This is a genomic window from Aureibaculum algae (genome assembly GCF_006065315.1).
In the GTDB taxonomy this organism is placed as follows: Bacteria; Bacteroidota; Bacteroidia; order Flavobacteriales; family Flavobacteriaceae; genus Aureibaculum; species Aureibaculum algae.
Genome location: NZ_CP040749.1, coordinates 2,289,326 through 2,307,195, shown reverse-complemented (window position 1 = coordinate 2,307,195; position 17,870 = coordinate 2,289,326). Strand labels below are relative to the sequence as shown.

General features: G+C 29.9%; 17 protein-coding genes. 1 reads left to right on the top strand and 16 read right to left on the bottom strand.

Annotated elements, in window-relative coordinates; all coding sequences use genetic code 11:
• Window position 1 precedes the first annotated feature (1 nt).
• From FF125_RS09585 to FF125_RS09570, 4 genes are all read right to left on the bottom strand, one after another.
• Window positions 2-1,132 (bottom strand): Fic family protein, encoded by a 1,131-nt coding sequence (locus FF125_RS09585; RefSeq protein WP_250629724.1) that lies wholly within the window; start codon window positions 1,130-1,132, stop codon window positions 2-4.
• A 1,204-nt stretch (window positions 1,133-2,336) separates the two neighbouring features.
• Window positions 2,337-3,320 (bottom strand): type II toxin-antitoxin system HipA family toxin, encoded by a 984-nt coding sequence (locus tag FF125_RS09580; RefSeq protein ID WP_138949563.1) that lies wholly within the window; start codon window positions 3,318-3,320, stop codon window positions 2,337-2,339.
• A complete protein-coding gene (locus tag FF125_RS09575) occupies window positions 3,320-3,646 on the bottom strand; it encodes a HipA N-terminal domain-containing protein (protein WP_138949562.1) in 327 nt (108 codons plus the stop codon). Before FF125_RS09575 ends, FF125_RS09580 begins: the two co-directional genes overlap by 1 nt.
• A complete protein-coding gene (locus FF125_RS09570) occupies window positions 3,646-3,861 on the bottom strand; it encodes a helix-turn-helix domain-containing protein (RefSeq protein ID WP_138949561.1) in 216 nt (71 codons plus the stop codon). The genes FF125_RS09575 and FF125_RS09570 overlap by 1 nt, the downstream gene beginning before the upstream one ends.
• Window positions 3,862-4,913: 1,052 nt before the next feature.
• Between FF125_RS09570 and FF125_RS09565 the strand changes: the two genes are divergently transcribed.
• A complete protein-coding gene (locus FF125_RS09565) occupies window positions 4,914-5,630 on the top strand; it encodes a hypothetical protein (protein ID WP_138949560.1) in 717 nt (238 codons plus the stop codon).
• Window positions 5,631-6,030: 400 nt separating this feature from the next.
• Here FF125_RS09565 and FF125_RS09560 read toward each other — a convergent pair whose 3' ends face one another.
• The 12 genes from FF125_RS09560 to FF125_RS09505 all read right to left on the bottom strand — a co-directional run bounded on the left by FF125_RS09560 (window position 6,031) and on the right by FF125_RS09505 (window position 17,573).
• Window positions 6,031-6,219 (bottom strand): hypothetical protein, encoded by a 189-nt coding sequence (locus tag FF125_RS09560; RefSeq protein WP_138949559.1) that lies wholly within the window; start codon window positions 6,217-6,219, stop codon window positions 6,031-6,033.
• A gap of 133 nt (window positions 6,220-6,352) precedes the next feature.
• The gene (locus tag FF125_RS09555; protein WP_138949558.1) at window positions 6,353-8,569 is read right to left on the bottom strand and encodes a DNA/RNA helicase domain-containing protein; all 2,217 of its coding nucleotides are present in this window, start codon (window positions 8,567-8,569) and stop codon (window positions 6,353-6,355) included.
• Window positions 8,566-8,895, bottom strand: a complete 330-nt coding sequence (locus tag FF125_RS09550; RefSeq protein ID WP_138949557.1) for a nucleotide pyrophosphohydrolase — start codon at window positions 8,893-8,895, stop codon at window positions 8,566-8,568. The genes FF125_RS09555 and FF125_RS09550 overlap by 4 nt, the downstream gene beginning before the upstream one ends.
• 228 nt (window positions 8,896-9,123) lie before the next feature.
• Window positions 9,124-10,968: a hypothetical protein gene (locus tag FF125_RS09545; protein ID WP_138949556.1), complete on the bottom strand. Its 1,845-nt coding sequence runs from the start codon at window positions 10,966-10,968 to the stop codon at window positions 9,124-9,126.
• Window positions 10,969-11,144: 176 nt separating this feature from the next.
• On the bottom strand, window positions 11,145-11,915 hold the full coding sequence (locus tag FF125_RS09540) for a hypothetical protein (RefSeq protein WP_175418901.1): 771 nt from the start codon (window positions 11,913-11,915) through the stop codon (window positions 11,145-11,147).
• Between the two features lie 4 nt (window positions 11,916-11,919).
• The gene (dgt, locus tag FF125_RS09535; RefSeq protein WP_138949554.1) at window positions 11,920-13,341 is read right to left on the bottom strand and encodes a dGTP triphosphohydrolase; all 1,422 of its coding nucleotides are present in this window, start codon (window positions 13,339-13,341) and stop codon (window positions 11,920-11,922) included.
• Between the two features lie 148 nt (window positions 13,342-13,489).
• The gene (locus FF125_RS09530) at window positions 13,490-13,735 is read right to left on the bottom strand and encodes a hypothetical protein (RefSeq protein ID WP_138949553.1); all 246 of its coding nucleotides are present in this window, start codon (window positions 13,733-13,735) and stop codon (window positions 13,490-13,492) included.
• Window positions 13,736-13,738: 3 nt separating this feature from the next.
• Window positions 13,739-14,263 carry a hypothetical protein gene (locus FF125_RS09525; RefSeq protein ID WP_138949552.1) on the bottom strand — a complete coding sequence of 175 codons (525 nt, stop codon included), beginning with the start codon at window positions 14,261-14,263 and terminating at the stop codon, window positions 13,739-13,741.
• Window positions 14,264-14,851: 588 nt separating this feature from the next.
• Complete coding sequence (locus FF125_RS09520) at window positions 14,852-15,397, bottom strand: hypothetical protein (protein WP_138949551.1); 546 nt, start codon at window positions 15,395-15,397, stop codon at window positions 14,852-14,854.
• A gap of 439 nt (window positions 15,398-15,836) precedes the next feature.
• Window positions 15,837-16,133, bottom strand: coding sequence for a hypothetical protein (locus FF125_RS09515; RefSeq protein WP_138949550.1), 297 nt, complete (start codon window positions 16,131-16,133; stop codon window positions 15,837-15,839).
• A complete protein-coding gene (locus tag FF125_RS09510; protein ID WP_138949549.1) occupies window positions 16,109-16,753 on the bottom strand; it encodes a nucleotidyltransferase domain-containing protein in 645 nt (214 codons plus the stop codon). Before FF125_RS09510 ends, FF125_RS09515 begins: the two co-directional genes overlap by 25 nt.
• Before the next feature lie 4 nt (window positions 16,754-16,757).
• A complete protein-coding gene (locus tag FF125_RS09505; RefSeq protein WP_138949548.1) occupies window positions 16,758-17,573 on the bottom strand; it encodes a pentapeptide repeat-containing protein in 816 nt (271 codons plus the stop codon).
• Window positions 17,574-17,870: the final 297 nt, after the last annotated feature.

Here is a 17,870-nt window from a genome sequence, read left to right as displayed (position 1 = left end):
ATTATTTAAATAAATTCAGGTAACTGTCAAACACATATAATTTATCTCTTTTACCTCCTGTTATTTCTTTTAAAATTTCTAATTCTTCTAGATCTGCTATTAAATTATATGCTGTTTTTTTAGACACACCCGTTATTTCTATAACATTATCAACATCTAACATAGGCCGTTTAAAAAGATATTGCACTATTTTTTGAGCATTATTACCTCTGATGCCTATTGTCTGAATGTTTAGCTCGGTATTTTGCTTCAATTTTAAAATAGCATCGAATGTTTTTACGCCTTTTTGAGCCGTTTCTATAACACCTACTAAAAAGAACTTTAACCATTGTGTTATGTTATTGTCCGCTCTTGCTGTCATTAAATTATCGTAATACAATTTTTTATTACGTTCAAAAAATTCTGACAAATATAAAATTGGTTTTTTAAGAATATCTTTATCCACTAAATACAAGGTAATCAGCAAACGTCCAACACGTCCATTACCATCTAAAAACGGGTGAATGGTTTCAAATTGATAGTGTATAATGGCAATTTTTAAGAGGTCAGGAAAATAGGCATCAGTATTATGTGCAAAATTTTCTAAATCGCTCATTAATTCATTAATGGTGTTATGTACTGGTGGAATAAAAGTAGCATCGTTTATAGATGCACCGCCTATCCAGTTTTGACTGGTACGAAAAATGCCTGGTAACTTATGCTCACCTCTAACTCCTTGCAACAAAGTTTTGTGTGTTTCTTTTATTAAGCGAGACGAAAAAGGAAGCTTTGTTAACATTTCTATAGCTTGGTGCATGGCTTGTATGTAATTCTGCACTTCTTCCCAATCATCTTTTTTTTCATTACTAACGTTTTCTTTATCCAACAAGGCATCTTCCATATTGGTTTTCGTACCTTCTATTTTACTACTTTGTGTAGCTTCTTTAAGTACATGCATGCTAATAAACAAATCAATATCTGGTATGTGCTCGCTATACATATCTAAACGACCTAATTGTCTATCAGCTTTAGAAAGCAATTGTATCAATTCCATATCATCTAACATCCATTTTTTATTGATAGTTGCGGGCTGAAAACTTTTATAATGGCCTTGATTTATATATGTACCTGATTTAAAATTTACAATAATCATCTAGCTATTGTAAAATATTGCTATTTTTTACAATAAGAAACGTAGTAATGTGCTTTATTACTATTTTTTACAATAAGTAATTTTCCCGAAGTCTCGGGAGACGTGACATGCGTCAGTTCAAGTTGAGGCGATAGTTGAAATTTGATCCTTACAGACGTAAACGTTTACTTTTAAGTATTAACAAAAAACTATTCGCAAGTAAGAAGTAAGCTCCTCCCCTTTTTTTTAAAGGGGAGGTGTCCAAACGTAATTTTATCATTTAGCACTTTCTATTGCGGACGGAGGGGTCAGCGGATTTCCCCTTTTTTTAAAGAAGGACGTAACGAAAGTTACGGGCCAGATGCAGCGTGGGATACGCATAGTAGTTTAGCTCATCTGAATGAAACGTAATTTTATCATTTAGCACTTTCTACTACGGACGGAGGGGTCAACCTCTTTTCTTACTCTCCCGAATCCCTACCGAAGTCTCGAGATTTGGGAGGGCCACGTAACTCGTGATTCACTCGAAGTGACGTGACATGCAAATTCCCCCCATTATTAAGGAGGACGTAACGAAAGTTACGGGCCAGATGCAGTGTGGGATACGGATAGTAGTTTAGCTCATCTGAATGAAACGTAATTTTATCATGTAGTACGTACCAAGACGGACGGAGGGGTCAACCTCTTTTCTTACTCTCCCGAATCCCTACCGAAGTCTCGGGATTTGGGAGGGACACGTACCTCGTGAATCACTCGAAGTGACGTGACATGCAAATTTCTACCATTATTAAGGAGGACGTAACGAAAGTTACGGGCCAGATGCAGCGTGGGATACGCATAGTAGTTTAGCTCATCTGAATGAAACGTAATTTTATCATTTAGCACTTTCTACTGCGGACGGAGGGGTCAGGGGATTCCCCCCCTTCTATTGAAGTTCATTTTTTGCCTTCCCTATGTTGACTTAATTGTTAATTCCATTAACCAACTTTTAATGGCATTTGCATGAAAACCGAAGGTGCACTAGACGAAACCGTTTATACTAAACTTCGTCTTATACTTTGAAAAGAAACCCTAGTTGTTTTTAGTGTTGGACTCTCGTGGTTGATAAAAGGCGAAGCTATTTTGGGGGATAAAAAATGAGTAACACAAATGGTATCAAATAGTATGTTTTTTGAGTAGCATTTTCTATTTGGTATTAAACTATATTCTTACTAATTGTAGTTTATTAACGGGTTAGTTTTTTTAATCTTGTCTGATAGGCTTGTGTGTAATTTCGTTTTGCTTTTTCATTTAAAAAAGAGGCTTCAATTAATGTATGCACTTCATTTTGTTTAGACAATACATCGGAAAACACTTTGTTTACTTGTTGTTTTAAAATACCAGCTTTTTCTCCTAAGATAAAAAACTGCTCTGTAATTTTTCCCTGTGCTATATTAGGCGGCAATAAGCCATCATCTAACGCAAATTCTTTATCTTCTATGTGTAATCTACTATTTAACAAATCATAAGCAGGACTTAATCTGAAATCACCCATAGGTGTTTCAATTAATGAAAAGTTTTTAAAATGTGCATCTCCATTCGAGAATAAATAGTTAAAGAGTATCAGCTTAAATAATTTGATAGATTCTATAGTATAAGCAGGTGTATACTTTTTTAATATTTGAAAAAGTTCAACGTAGTTACCAGAATATTTAAAATCTTCGCCATGTGTTTGTGGTGTTCTGCCAGCTAAAGAAGCAAAATCTTCTTGAGCCCATTTATTGCCATCATCTTTAACATCAAAACGTTTTGTAATATATGCAGCAGCACCATTTTTAAAAAAAATGAGTGCATTTTCTGCGGTTTCCATTTGAAATACCTGACGTGCAATTTGCATAGTTACATGCTCGTTTGCTGGCATTTGGCTGGCGTTTTTACCAACGTTAGGAATTGGTTTTAAAATGTATTGTCCTTGTTCTCCTTCATCTATTAAACGCAATTTATTTTTTTCTAGTAAGACCGAGAATTTTTCTTGAACACCAGAAATAGACATGCGTTTTCTGTTTGCTGTGAACAACATATCTGTTTGTTCATTGTTTGTTGGCGAATCGTAAGGTAATATTGGACTAACTTTTCTTCCTTGAAACAAACGTTTTAATATAGTGTTACTATAGCTAGTATAATTTGCTGCAAGCGTACCTGGACAATATTTTATTTTTGGTAAAGCCATTAGTTCGTTATTCTTTTAATGGTTATTGCTCCAATAGTATCGTATTTTGCAGTAGTAAGTAAGATGCCAAAATGGTCTTTTTTATCTATTCGATTCTCAAAACAAACCGTTTGTTTGTTAGACCCTTCTGGCAACATATTATAAAAAGTTGAAAACAGATATTTTGAGGTAAATTCTTGTTGCGTTTTGGGTAAGGTCAAACTAATAGCGGGTTTATCTGCATTATTAAACCAATAGTCGTAATAGGTAAACACAAAACTACCATCATCTAATTGCATTAACAACCCTGCAGCTTCTTTTTTGTATAACACCTCTGCTTGTCTCATTATTTTTTAGTTACATCTTTAACTGTAAAGGTGAGTTCCATACCCAATGCGTTACCAAGCTTTTGTAAGGTTTCAAAAGTTGGGTTGCCTTTACCGCTTTCAAATTGTTTGAGGGTACGTAAACCAACACCAGAAAGATCTGCAAGCATCTCTTGGGTTACATTTAGCATATCTCTACGTGCTTTTATAATTTCTATTAACTGTTGTGAGTGCATTATATAGCTCTTTTTATGTAAATATATACTTTTTTAATAATAAACACACTATAAGTGCTATTTATTACACTATTTATATTATTTTTTACTTAACAAACAATAAAAACTACATATAGTGCATTTTAATGCACTATACTGGTTTGTTATTTTTGCATTTGGCAATTTTACGCCAACACTATAAACAGCATCATATTCTTTATTATCCCTTTGTTTTAGATTCACTACACCAAGTACTCGTACGTCCTAAATCACTCGAAGTGACGTGACATGCGTCAGTTCGAGTTGAGGCATCAGCCGAAGTATCGAGTCCCGAAGTCTCGGGATTCGGGAGGGACACGTGCATCGTGAATCACTCGAAGAGACGTAACAATTAAGCTCCTCCCCTTTTTAAAGGAGGACGTAACGAAAGTTACGGGCCAGATGCAGCGTGGGATACGCATAGTAGTTTAGCTCATCTGAATGAAACGTAATTTTATCATTTAGCACCTTCTACTGCGGACGGAGGGGTCAGGGGATTCCCCCATTATTAAGGAGGACGTAACGAAAGTTACGGGCCAGATGCAGCGTGGGATACGCATAGTAGTTTAGCTCATCTGAATGAAACGTAATTTTATTATTTAGCAACTTCTACTGCGGACGGAGGAGTCAGGGGATTTCCCCCTTTTTTTTAAAGGAGGACGTAACGAAAGTTACGGGCCAGATACAGCGTGGGATACGCATAGTAGTTTAGCTCATCTGAATGAAACGAAAGTGCATCGTTTTGATAAAATCACCTTTTCAAGCTTTTCGACTAAGAACATAAAGCCTATTGCAAGTAACAAGTAAGCTCCTCCCCTTTTTAAAGAAGGACGTAACGAAAGTTACGGGCCAGATGCAGCGTGGGATACGCAAAGTGGTTTAGCTCATCTGAATGAAACGTAATTTTATCATTTAGCACTTTCTACTGCGGACGGAGGGGTCAGGGGTTTTTCCCCTTTTTTAGTTCTTCATTTTATGCCACCACAATTTTTGCTTAACTTTTGATGCTGTTAACCACTTCTAAAAGTAATTTGATGCAAGCAGATGTTAAAAAATTTCTGGGTTTAGACTTTAATACCAATAGACCATGGTTAGATAATACCTATACCCTCCGGAAATTAATTGGACTCTTAGGTATCTTACTTCCCTTGTTGTTACCGCTGTTTTTATATCTATATTCAGGTCACGTACCGCCGTTAGAATCTATTAGCCATTACTATTATACCCAGTCTCAGAGTGTTTTTACCATTATTATAAGCCTAATGGCCATTTTTTTAATGATTTATAAGGGAAAAGACCCGGTGGACTTCTACATTTCTTTTATTGCTGGCTTTTTTGCGTTGATGGTGATCCTCTTTCCTACCTCAAACATTGATGCCGCCAATACTTCTTTAAGCAACGCCTATATCATAACCATACCTACGGATAATACCGTACGCATCGCTTTTCATTATATCAGTGCGGCTATTTTCTTAGGGTGTTTAACCTATATGAGTTTCTTTCAATTTACAAAATCTAATGTGCCAAAAAACGAAAGAACGCCACAAAAGCTGACCAGAAATACCATTTACAAAATTTGTGGTGCCTTTATGTGTATCGGGTTGTTGGTAATGTTGTTGGGACTTTTAAACGTTATTGACGAAACTGTTTATACTAAACTTCGGCTTACCTTTTGGATGGAAACCCTAGCGGTTTTTAGTTTCGGACTCTCATGGTTGGTAAAGGGAGAAGCTATTTTAGGAGATAAATAAAGTTGGAAGTGAGAAGTTAGAAGTTGGAAGTTAGAGGTTGGAAGTTAGAGGTTAGAGGTTAGAGGTTAGAGGTTAGAGGTTAGAGAAAATATCAAAAAACTGTTGACTGCAGACGGGTACTGAAAACTGAATACTGCTACAAACCACTCTCTTTGGCTTTCTGCACAATTTCTTTTAAACGTGCTTTATGCTGTTGCTTATCCGCTTTAATTTTGTTCTTTTTAAGCCAGGTGTTTACTATGTTTGGCTTTATTCTTGGTGCCTGCCACGATGTTTAGCGTGGTTTTTTTCTTTCCCTGTTTTTCCCATTTATTCTTTCATATTATGATACGACCATATGATAAGGCCTATCCATAGGGCTACACAGACACCCACAAAAATGGAAAAGTAGAAGATCAATTCATTTGCTTCCATGGTCTACCAATTTAAAAAATATCATAAGGCCAATTAACATAGGTGCCCAAAGCCCTATAAAAATACCATGCATCTCATCTCCATTAAGAAATGTGTATTCTGCTACAATTATAATAACCACGCAGAGTACTAACATTAGCACATAACCAATGCCTATTTTTTTTATAAACTTCATATTGAAATATAGTAATTATTTTAATGAAGCCTAATTTAAGAATTTTTAGTTGGAATTCTTAACCCTTTGGCTAAAATTGTTTGGATGTTGTAGGTTAGGATTGGTTTTGTTAAAAGAAACTCCTTTTATTTTATTAAGATTCATTAGTGTAAAGAACTCTATCAAATATCCCTATTACTTTAAAATCTTGCAATTCATCTTCATAAAGTATTATATCGTCATAATTTGAATCATAAGAACGTGGTCTTAAAATAATAGATTCATGGAACAAATTTTCAACACCTTCTTTCTTAACACTTAAATATTCTTTAACAGTATATCCTGAACCAAAATCTGAATCTTGAATACTGGTTGATTGAACCAATACAATTTTTCCATTTCTTGTTCCTGCTTTATATTTTTTAAAACCGCAAATAGAACCATTTGGAATAATTTTATTCATTGATTCTCCTACAATTTCACAAGCAAAATAATCATCAGAAATTCTTAAATCTTTCGGAGGTTTAATCCATTTTAAATCTTCAACATTTTGATTTTCACTGAATGCTCCAGCCGCAGCTTTTAAATCATATAGAGGGATTGCATTTATGAATGGTTTAAGTTCAGGTTTCTCAATAAATAGCTTTACTTCTTCTGTCTCATCAACAAAACCTTTAGTCTTAATATATTTAGAAAAGTAATTTCGTAAATTATCATCACAAACAAAAATATAAGTACCTCTGATTGCTCTTAGCAAGATTGTTTTATAAATATTCTCAATGAAATTTAATAATTCATCTTTGGTTTTAACCGATTGTTTACCATATTTATCAAAGTAATTTTCTTCTATTATCTCAATTCTATTAGTCTCATTATTATAGGTTATTTCATTTCCAAAAATAATTCCAGAATAATTCAAATCATAACCTTGTGTAGTATGTATACAACCTACTTCATTAATTGAATTTGGTGAATTTATCCAATCAATATTTTCTCCATTCCATTGTAATTCTACATTATCAATTTTAATGTCGAATAAACCTTTGTCTTTTTTAGAAATCCAAGGCCATGAATAACCTGCAATAAGTCTTGATAAGCCTATTTCATTATTTTTTTTCTTAATTTCCTCAATCATTTCAGACAAAGAACGAAATAATACTAATTCGTAATTTTTAGAATTATAAACACCTTCAATGTCTGCAATGTTACATTTCAATAGATTATTTACGAACTTCACATAAGCGTTACCTCCTCGAACTCTGAATTGAGATTTTAAATAATCAATATGAGTATTTGGATCTAATTTTAATTTATCGAAAACTGATTTTTCAACATCTGAAGGCTTAATAGACTGATTTTCATCATAAAAAAACACATTTTTTTTAGATTGACTCAATATAAAATCAACTTCAGTACAAGTAGATTTATCTAAATTTAATTTTTCACACGCCTTATCAAATGCACCAAAATAAGCTCCGAGATTTACACGTCTTCTCAGTCTATGAGACTCATCAACAATTAAAATATCGTAGTCGTTTCTTGTAACTTCTGCTGGACCTATGACCATACTACCAGATAATCCTTTTATATTTTTAAACACTTTTTTAAGTGTTTTTCTGAAAGAAGACATGGGCACAACCAATGCTATTTTTGGTTGCCAAAATTTATTCTTTAATTGAAGTATTTTTTCAATAAATTCAGACTCTTCATCACCAAACTCAGCGAAATTAAAATCTTTACTATCCGTCATTAACAATTTAAAAAGAAAAATAGCTAAAATGGTCTTACCAGTACCTGCACCACCTTCAATAATTACATGTTTTGCTTTGTCATTCAGTAGGTTGTTTATAATAATCATTAACCCATCCTTTTGGTCATTTGTTAAAGATTTATAAGGTGAGTATTTAAATAAATCAGAGTTATTAATAAACTCTAACGAGTGTCTAGAAAGACCTTTTGACCTAAGTTGATCCCAAAGAGATTTGAACAATTCCCAATAGACTTGTTTCTTTTGATAATACTGATGATTTGCCAATCCTAAATTGCCATTTTGCAATTTAAATTGACCATCGCCGTCTAAATATTTAATTAAATTAGATTCTATATCTAAAGTTGCTGATTTATTAAAAATATGACTACCAATCAAATGTAATACTGTTAGTCGATTTTTGTCACCATTTTTTAAGTGACTTTTCATCCTTGTATATGTATCAGCAGTTTCACCTACGTAGGCCTCCTTTAGCTTATCATCGGTAATAAGATATACAATTGGCCAAAGTTCTTTTGCAAAATGAAATTCGTCCAATTCATCCAATAAATCATTGTCAAATTGATACTGATTAATTTGAAAATCCTTATTTACAACATTCATAATTCGTTATACTTCTTCGCAGTTCCCTTTGCTTTATCTATGGGATACTTTTCTCCATTTTTTTTAATCTTTTCTAAAACTATTTCCTTAACGTCAAAGTTGTATTTTTCGGCTAATAGAAAGGCATAAGCAAAAACATCTGCCAATTCTTCTTTGACCTTATCTTTATTTGCTTCCTCATGAGATTTCCATAGAAAATTTTCTAATAATTCACCAGCTTCAATGTTAAGAGCAACGGCAAGATCTTTTGGGTTATGAAACTGTTCCCAATCTCTTTTATCACGGAATTTGATTAATTCTGTAATTATTTCTTTTATTTCGCTCATAATCAATTTGCTTTTTTGTAGACTTTGAAAAGTGTTTTTCTTATTTAATTCAATAGATTACAGCCATAAAAGTAATAATCTTTTTGTTGCGAATAAAGAATGTTAAGGAGTAAATTTTAAAATGATAGTTTTCTATTATAATTGCAAAATTTACAAAAATTATTTTTTGGTTAATTCTGTGTTTAACAAGGTTTTATTATGTATAACCATTATATTTCAATTTGCTTTTTATTTACTTAACGCTTTTATTATTCGTTCCTCATTTATTAATATATCTCTGAATAATACGTGAGGAAATTCTGTGTATTTTGATATTTGAAAAGCCTCTAAAATATTTGATAGCGTTGATGCCGTTATAAGTGATAAATTCATTTCTGTGTCCATTTCGCAGTCTGTAACAAAATCATCACTAAACTCTGGTGCAACAAGTAATATTTTAACAATTCTCAAGTTATTTAATAGGGCTAATTTCTGATATGATTTTAATTGTCTAGAAACTGTACTAAATTTATTATACCCTCTTTCTTTACTTGTTTTACATTCTACAATTATCACCTCATTATTTTCCAAATTTAAAAGAATATCTATCATATCCTTTTTAGTATTAAGACTACTTTTAAACGTATCATCCACATTAAAGCCTAGACCTTTAAAAATAACTTTAGTTAAATCCTCGAATTTTATTCCGAGCTCACTTTCTTTAACGGTTATTCCGTTTTCTTTTAATAAGTTCAAATTTCTATAAGCAACATTTTCATAATTCTCTAAATACAAATTCTCAACATCTTTATAATGCTCAAGAATGTTTAGAATATCATCTCCACGTTGCTTAATTCCATTATCCTTTATAAATTTAGATAAATCTGATTTTACAATTAAATCCAAAATATCTCTTGGTTTTATATTGTAATCAAGTAAAAAGTCTGCTTTTAACACAAATTCATCTTGCAATTCAAATTGGTCTTTTATTTGCTTGTTTAGTTTTGGAAGAGATTGATTTAATTCAACGAGTAGTTTATCAAAGCCATCTATTGAAATACCTACTTTTTCATCACGCTCAACATTCTCAAAATACTTAATAAGACTACTAATTTTGTCATCTAAAGTACTCCCTTTTAAATTTGAAATATTTAAACCTTTTTCACAAAGTTCATTTAATGTTTTTTTCTTTTCTGTTAAAGTACTGCCTTGTTTGTAAATATCTTCTAAAAGAAGGCTTGTAAAAGAAACACCTTCCTTTATAATTTCTTCAATTTTTTGAGCGTATGGTAATTTCCTATCAATATTGTGCTCTTTTGCAATGTGATTGATAATAGGTTCTCTTAACAGTTTTAGTGTTCTCCTGTAGAATTTTTCAGCAACTTCTTTTTCTCTAACTTTACGTAACATTCTAACCATTTCGTCTGCAACATAAATTGTATTCTCTTTGTTAGAATAAAATATTACTCCAATGTTTTTCAAACCTTTAATTAAGTCTTGAATATCAATTTTTTTGATTGGTAATATTGAGTAGTTTATTAACTTAACCTCTTCTTGTGAAAGACCTAATTGTTTTGAAAGCGTTAATATTATAGATAATTCGTTAGAAGTGATTTTTGCGTCACGGTTATTTGCTACGTCATTTTGGTAAGCTGTATGCAAACAGGCTTTGTAAATTTTATAATCACGTTTACGTGTTGCACTTAATTCCGATTTATCATTTACAAAATCAACATTTAATCCTTTAATTCTTGTCTTTAAATTCTTAATTTCGTTATCATATAATCTCGAAAACCAATCTTGTTTCATTATACAATTCCCGTCACGTATAATAATATCAATTAAAATATCCAATTGTGAAGTTATTTCTTGAAACTCACACTTAATATGTTCTTGAAATTCGTCCGCTGTTAAAGCAAAAATATTAGATATATTTTGATTGTCTACTGATTTCAAACCCTTATCTGACGAACTTAAGATCTTTTCGATTTCTTTCCCATTTTTAGGATTTTTAGATATTATATTATCAATTATTTTTATAAATGAGTTCTTTTCTATAGAACCAAGTTTATCTAAAATTTTTTCTAGTTTCATAAATATAAGTTTTTTGTATTATTTTTGTTCATCTTGTTATTGATGTACTTAAATAAGATTAGTTTCATGGTTTAAATAACTAATTGGGCAAATACAAACCGAGAATAAAATCTGTGAGTATCTTCTAAAACATCAAATAACAAGTAATTAATAATTGCCATTATTGTACATAGTTTTTAGAAATTTAAATAAAATTGGTTGTCAAATTCGTTAGCTGAATATAATTCACTTATCATTTTACTGATTTCATTCTTATTCAGTTGATTTTGATATTTCGGATACTTTGATTTTGTTTCTTCTAAAATCTCAATTGGATCAAACCCATTGTCTTTTAATTGACCGATTTTGTCAATTAGATATTTCTTTGTGTTTGTGGAGAATTGTATTTGCTCTTTCTTTTTTAGATAAAATGCCCTTAAAATATTAGCTTCAGTTGTTGGATTTAGGTTTTTATAAATAGGCGATTTTAATAAAATGTCTAATTTTTTATTATCTATATATGCATTATAATTCTGAATATTTAAATTATAGGTATGTAGATTAATAACTAATGAATCATAGTTGTAGAAACAACCTTTTGCAATACTATTTAGTTTGTCTTTTTCATTAAGTTTTACCAATTCATTTTTAAAAGCCCAATTATTCTCTATACTCCACATATCAACAACTAAATTGTTAAATTGTAGTTTTATACCTTTATGTCTATTTATCGAATATTGGCAATTAGATTGACCAATAATTTCAATTAATTTTGTGTTTTCTAAATCTATAATAATATCCAAATCCCTTGATTTTTTTGAAATTAAAAAATCTCTAAAATAACCACCTATAATGTAAGCACTTCCATATACAAATATTTCGTACAGAAGAAATTTTAGTTCTGGATTATTATTTAATTCAGAATTAAAATGTAATTTAAATTGAGATTTAATTTGCTTGTAGTCCAAAAATTTAAATTTTAATTCCTTTAAGTTCTTGAAATAATCTAATAGCATATCTATCTGTCATTCCACTAATGAAATCTACAATTAATTGTAAGGTTTTGTATTCATCATTTGAGTATCTTTCAATATCCTCAAATACTTTTCTGTGACTTGTAGAAATAATTTTATACAATCGTGATTCTAAATTATTTCCAGTTTCAATAAACGATTTACTTCTTGAGGCTTCAACCAATATATCTAATAAACCATAGATAGCTTCCCATCCAGCTATTTCCTTTTTTAGAATTGATTTGTCATCAAATACAATATATTGCAATTTTTTATAAGCTTTACGAATATCTTTTGCAGCAGAGATGTCAATTATTTCATTTTCAAGTTTACCTTGCATAATATTATCATAATGATTCTCAAATGACTCAACAATACTACCTATCATTATTTGTTGAGTAAAAATTCTAAATTTCTGAACGATTAATGATGCATCAACATTTTTTTCATTTTCGTATTCTTCTCTTAAATCTTTTAATTTTTTTAGAACTATTTCTTTATTTTCCTTTAAATGTTTACTAAAAATCCTCTCAATATCATTTAAATCAACTTTTCCTAGTTTAATTCCGTCTTCAATATCAGCGGCACTATAAGCAATATCATCAGCAGATTCTAATAAATAAACAACAGGATGTCTTCTGTGCCCTAGCTTCAAGTGTTTATCAATTTCTTTATAAGTTTCTATTTCCGATTGAAAAAATCCGAATTTTTTCTTTGAAATTTCAAAAGTATGCTTCTTTTTCTCTTTTAAATCTAATTTATTATATTCATCTTTAGATAAAAATTGATTGTTTCCATCTATTGAATTAGAAGGATATTTTATTATAGTTGCTAAACTTGAATAATTTAAATTATATCCATATTCATCTCCGAAATAATAGAGTTTAGAAAGAATTCGAAATGTTTGTACATTACCATCAAAGTTTTCAAAATCTGCTTTTTCATGGTCTGAAAGAGTTGTACTTTTATTATTTTTGAAATATCTTTTAAAGAATTTTTTAATTGCTTCTTCTCCAAAATGACCAAAAGGTGGATTTCCTAAATCATGTACCAAACCAGCTACACGTAAAAGAGAGCTCAAATTTCCTTTTAGTTCAGGTTCAAGTTCTTTCTTTTTTAATAATAAATTTTCTATACTTTGACCTATTGAACTAGCTAAATATGAAACTTCCAAAGAATGTGTTAATCTAGTTCTAATATAATCACTTTCTTCCAAAGGGAATACTTGTGTTTTATCTTGTAATCTTCTTATTGGTGCACTTGAAATTAATCGACCATAATCGTTTTCGAATGTGTTACGACCATCGCTTTTAATTGTTGAAGACTTCTCACGAAACCTTTTTTCTCCAAGTAATAAGCTCCATTTCTCCTTATGATTCATAAATTTTTAAGTATTATATATAAAGATTATTTTAGATTTATAACCAATTCAATAAAAACCTAAAAGAATATTCGTGTGCCAAGATATTCCAAGGTTCGTAATTACGCTAAAACTAGTAATAAATCAAATACTTTATTTTATCTTGTTTTTATTCAGATACTATTCCTAAAATTTGTTTAACTAATTCTTTATTCTCTTCTTTTGTAGCTTTTAACAGCCGTTCCTTAATTACAATATTTAATTTATCAACAGTAAGTGTGTCTTTTAAATTATAACCTCCAGGATATGGATGTTTATCGTATTCATGAAGGATTTCTCCATCCTCATAAAGTATATAGTCATCATCAAGGTCACCTTTCATTTTTTTTGAATATGCTAAAATTCTTTTTCCCATTATTTATTTATATAAGTTCGTGTATTCTTTGTCCAAATTAATTCGATTGTATGCATAAAGTCCTTTTTCTATTTCTCTTGCAGTTTTATTATTTTTCTTAGACCAGTCTCTTATTATTTTTAAATATCCAATCCAATTTTTTGCATTAATAGTTTTCCAATTTATTATTTTTAAATATTTTAATGATTGAATGCAACGTTCATCAATAATTGGATAAATACCTGGATTAAAAACAGACAAAATCGCAGATGCAGTTGGTATTTGAACACCTTTTAATTTAGTTAAAATTTTAATTTTTTTGAGTTCATCTTTTTCAGCAAATGATAGTTTTGAGTTTGACATAATTTCATCATTTGAGTTCAAATCATATAAACGTTTTGGCCTTCTTGATTTCCAAAGGCATATTGTTAAAAATTCTGATTTTTCTAACCAACCTCGGTTTTTAATTTCTTTACCCATTTGGAATATTTGTTTTTCCAATTCATATTGTTCAATGTAATATTCTAAATTTTCAGTAAATTCTTTCATTTCTTAAATTGGCTAAAACAATAATATAAACACTTTACGAATATATCTTTAATAAATTTACGTTTTCGCTAAACACACAAAGATAGGATTAGGGTTTATTGGGTTTACTTTAGCGACAATACCCAAATGTAACAAATTAATTTAATAAATAATTGAGTTATATAATATTTTTGGGCTTATAAATTATTCAATTAAACAATAAGCATCCTTAAAAGTAGCAAACTTTTTGAGGTATTCACAATTTATAAAGATAAGTTCTATTATATTAATAAAAAAAGGGGAAAAACCCCTTTTTTAAGTACATAAAACGACCTCAACTAAAACTCAACTAATTTTAACCATAAACAAGGGGTGTGCCCTTTTTAAAATTCTGTAATTTTACGGCTTATAAAACAGCAACCCTTTATTTACGCTTATGAATACATTTCGTTTCCTAATTGCAGTACTTATGTGTAATGGTTCTTTTGCCCAAGAATTTTCTGAGTTAGATGTTCTTGTACAATAGGGTTTAAAGAGGATTGGGTTAAAATAATTGACTTTTAATTTTGAACTTCTATTAAGTTAAAGTTTTTTTTTGTGCGAATATTTTTATTCAATTATTTTTTTCCAATTATTCTCTTTATAAATATATCCTTCCCATTCAAATCCGGTTTCGTAACCAAATATTATAAGGAAATTTTCTTTTTCGGAAAGCTCTTTTGAATGTCTTGTTCCCTTAATTATTTCATGTAAATATTCAAGTTCATTGTCAGGTTCATAATCTGGATAAGCAACCAACACTTTCAATTCACAGTTGGTAATAAGTAAATGAGAAATTTCTTGATAAAGTCCACTTTTAAAATTATTCTCATGTTCAAATGCAACTTTAATATCTCTAAACCAAAAGGTGTTTGCTTTTATTTTTGGTGTTAAATTGTCTTTTTCATATAAAATCGCATCAATTGAGTAATAATCTTGTTCATAAGATAAAAGTCCAAAATGATTTGCAATTTCGTCAATAATTGAATTTTCAGAGCCTTTTATAAACAAAGTCAATTCTTTATTTTTTCTCCAAACTTTTAGCATTTCTTCTTTTCTATTCGTAACTTTTTCTTTCCAAGTATTATAGAAATCGATTGAAGTTAATTTTGTCATTTAATTATTATTTTTTTTTAGTTTTCGGTTTATTTACAGCATATTGGCATAAGTACCATTAATTCTATAATATAGATTACCAAATTAGAAATATAGTTACTTGCCGTTAAAGGTCTATTTAGACTTTTGACTCAGTTCTGCTAAAGGTGAAAATTGTTTTTCACTTAAGTTCTTTGTTAGCTAATATTTTGTTTAACGAACTATAAATGTAGTAATCTTTTCGTAGGTATTAGAATAATTAGAAAGTAAAATTATGTAAATACACTAGTGTGAATTCGCAAAACATTTCTTGAAAGTGTTAGATCACTTTAATGTTGAAAACTTATGCATTGGTAGTTATAGCTAATTAAGTTTTCTAGTCTACTTGCTAAAGGATAATATCACTAAGTTTGTATTATTTGTTAATCGCAACGATTAACCTTGTTTTAAGCAGTTTTTTTTAATTCAAATTATTAATTTTTATTCTTAAAGCATCTATCAATTCGGTTACTTCAATGCTCAATTTCCTATATGCATTGGTAATCTGTTCTTGACTTTTATTGGCTAGAAAGAATAATTTTGAAGCTATTTTGAAAATAATTTTGATCGATTCTGAATCGTTATTAAACTTATTATCGGACAACCATCTTTTTATAGCACCGTCAGATAGTCCAGTCAATTCGAAATCGAATTTTTTTTGATTAATAATTTGTAAAACTTCCCTTTGGAGTTCTATTCGGTTGTTGAATTCATGCATAATCTAAATGAAATTTGATGAAACCACTTTTTTATAATGTCCAATTCTGACAAAACTATTTGGGTTTCTTTTTTTGTTATTAATTCTCCAATACCTCTTGTTGATAAAATTCGAGCTCTTTCTAAAACCTCATAACATTTAGGTGAAATTTCCAATCTATTTTTAGTTAATCTTAAAGCCGAATGCCTTGAAAAATTATATTCATTCAAAGAGCCTAAAGAATAACACGTTGCGAAATTTCTTATGGCTAAAAAAATCATCGATAAATCAAATATTCTTGAATTTTCAGATTCATTTATCGACTTTATTGAATCGTTAAATAAATTTGAGAATTTATTTAGGTCATTCTCCAAGTTTGCATAAGTTTTTGGCTTACCCAAGTCTTGGATTAAATCACAATTATTATCACTATAAATTAACTTAGATTCAAGAAACAAATGCCAAGCGAAAGGGTTTCCTTCATCCCATAAATCTATTAATCGTTTACTAGTGTAAATAGAGAACTTATTTTTATCAAATATAGTTCTACTTTCATCTTTCTCAACAATTGCCAATAAGTCAATATCAGATCGTTTGTCTATTTCACCTCTACATATGGAACCAAAAACATAAATATACATTTGCCTATCTTTTATTATATCTCTTTAATAGAATAGACATAAATAGACCAAACGCAATTAATCTAATTATATAAATAAAACTTAAATATATATTAGGATAACCAGTCGGTTTTTCTATGCTCAAAAACATTTGTGGCATTTTCACAAATGAATCCCAATAGCTAGTTAGCTCATTAAGGTTTCCAAATTTGAATACGTCATAAACTGTCATCAAAAGCCACAAAATTACTCCCGAACGAATAAGTTTCATCGTACTTTCTCCATTTCCCCATATAAATGCTTGAATTTTGAATCTAAGCCATTTTAAGTATGCAAAAAATCTTTCTTTTCCTTTGTACTTTTTCCTGTAATAAGATTCGTTACTTTTCCATGCTTTTTTTAGATGCGATTCTCTAGCTTCGAGTTCAATTTCAATGGCTTTGTTTGCTGACTCAGCATCTCCTAGTCCTTGAAAATTTGTTCTTAGTGACCTAGCAAATTTTAATTTAAGATTGTCATAACCTGGAAATCCAGTTTCTAAGATTTCTTCATCAACTATCGTGTTTTGAAATGTCGCATAATCAAATTTACAACCCATAAATTTTGAGCTTGCAAAATTAGAATTTATAAACTTGCATCCATTAAAGTTACAAGAGTCAAACACGCAATTCCTGAAATAACAATGGTCAAAATAAGTATGGCTAAAATTAACTTTCTTAAAAGTATCGTCCTTTGAACCAACTCGAACAAATAATTTGTTATGATAATTCACTCCTGTTAAAGTGCCATCAATTATTTTATCAACAATATGTTCTTTTCCATTATCTTTTAAATTATCCATATTTTATTTTCTTAGGTGGTTTCTTTAATTGGCAACAACTTGATAAACATATTGCGGGTAAATCGGTCATGGTATTACGTTTACGCTAAACAAATAAAGAAAAATATTAGGGTGTATTGGGTCTTCTTTAGCGACAATACTCAAATGTAACAAATTAATAAAGAATCCTATTGTATAAAATTATTCGGCATTAAAAATTGTTTATTCACAATTTATAAAGTTAAGATGTTTTAAAAGAATAAAAAAGGGGAAAAACCCCCTTTTTTTTTAAGTACATAAACCTACCCCAACTATACC

What these genes read in the sequence shown, in the direction of transcription:
- FF125_RS09585 (WP_250629724.1), bottom strand. Translation starts at nt 1,132, where the DNA reads ATGATTATTGTAAATTTTAAATCAGGTACATATATAAATCAAGGCCAT.
- FF125_RS09580 (WP_138949563.1), bottom strand. Translation starts at nt 3,320, where the DNA reads ATGGCTTTACCAAAAATAAAATATTGTCCAGGTACGCTTGCAGCAAAT.
- FF125_RS09575 (WP_138949562.1), bottom strand. Translation starts at nt 3,646, where the DNA reads ATGAGACAAGCAGAGGTGTTATACAAAAAAGAAGCTGCAGGGTTGTTA.
- FF125_RS09570 (WP_138949561.1), bottom strand. Translation starts at nt 3,861, where the DNA reads ATGCACTCACAACAGTTAATAGAAATTATAAAAGCACGTAGAGATATG.
- FF125_RS09565 (WP_138949560.1), top strand. Translation starts at nt 4,914, where the DNA reads ATGCAAGCAGATGTTAAAAAATTTCTGGGTTTAGACTTTAATACCAAT.
- FF125_RS09560 (WP_138949559.1), bottom strand. Translation starts at nt 6,219, where the DNA reads ATGAAGTTTATAAAAAAAATAGGCATTGGTTATGTGCTAATGTTAGTA.
- FF125_RS09555 (WP_138949558.1), bottom strand. Translation starts at nt 8,569, where the DNA reads ATGAATGTTGTAAATAAGGATTTTCAAATTAATCAGTATCAATTTGAC.
- FF125_RS09550 (WP_138949557.1), bottom strand. Translation starts at nt 8,895, where the DNA reads ATGAGCGAAATAAAAGAAATAATTACAGAATTAATCAAATTCCGTGAT.
- FF125_RS09545 (WP_138949556.1), bottom strand. Translation starts at nt 10,968, where the DNA reads ATGAAACTAGAAAAAATTTTAGATAAACTTGGTTCTATAGAAAAGAAC.
- dgt (WP_138949554.1), bottom strand. Translation starts at nt 13,341, where the DNA reads ATGAATCATAAGGAGAAATGGAGCTTATTACTTGGAGAAAAAAGGTTT.
- FF125_RS09530 (WP_138949553.1), bottom strand. Translation starts at nt 13,735, where the DNA reads ATGGGAAAAAGAATTTTAGCATATTCAAAAAAAATGAAAGGTGACCTT.
- FF125_RS09525 (WP_138949552.1), bottom strand. Translation starts at nt 14,263, where the DNA reads ATGAAAGAATTTACTGAAAATTTAGAATATTACATTGAACAATATGAA.
- FF125_RS09520 (WP_138949551.1), bottom strand. Translation starts at nt 15,397, where the DNA reads ATGACAAAATTAACTTCAATCGATTTCTATAATACTTGGAAAGAAAAA.
- FF125_RS09515 (WP_138949550.1), bottom strand. Translation starts at nt 16,133, where the DNA reads ATGCATGAATTCAACAACCGAATAGAACTCCAAAGGGAAGTTTTACAA.
- FF125_RS09510 (WP_138949549.1), bottom strand. Translation starts at nt 16,753, where the DNA reads ATGTATATTTATGTTTTTGGTTCCATATGTAGAGGTGAAATAGACAAA.
- FF125_RS09505 (WP_138949548.1), bottom strand. Translation starts at nt 17,573, where the DNA reads ATGGATAATTTAAAAGATAATGGAAAAGAACATATTGTTGATAAAATA.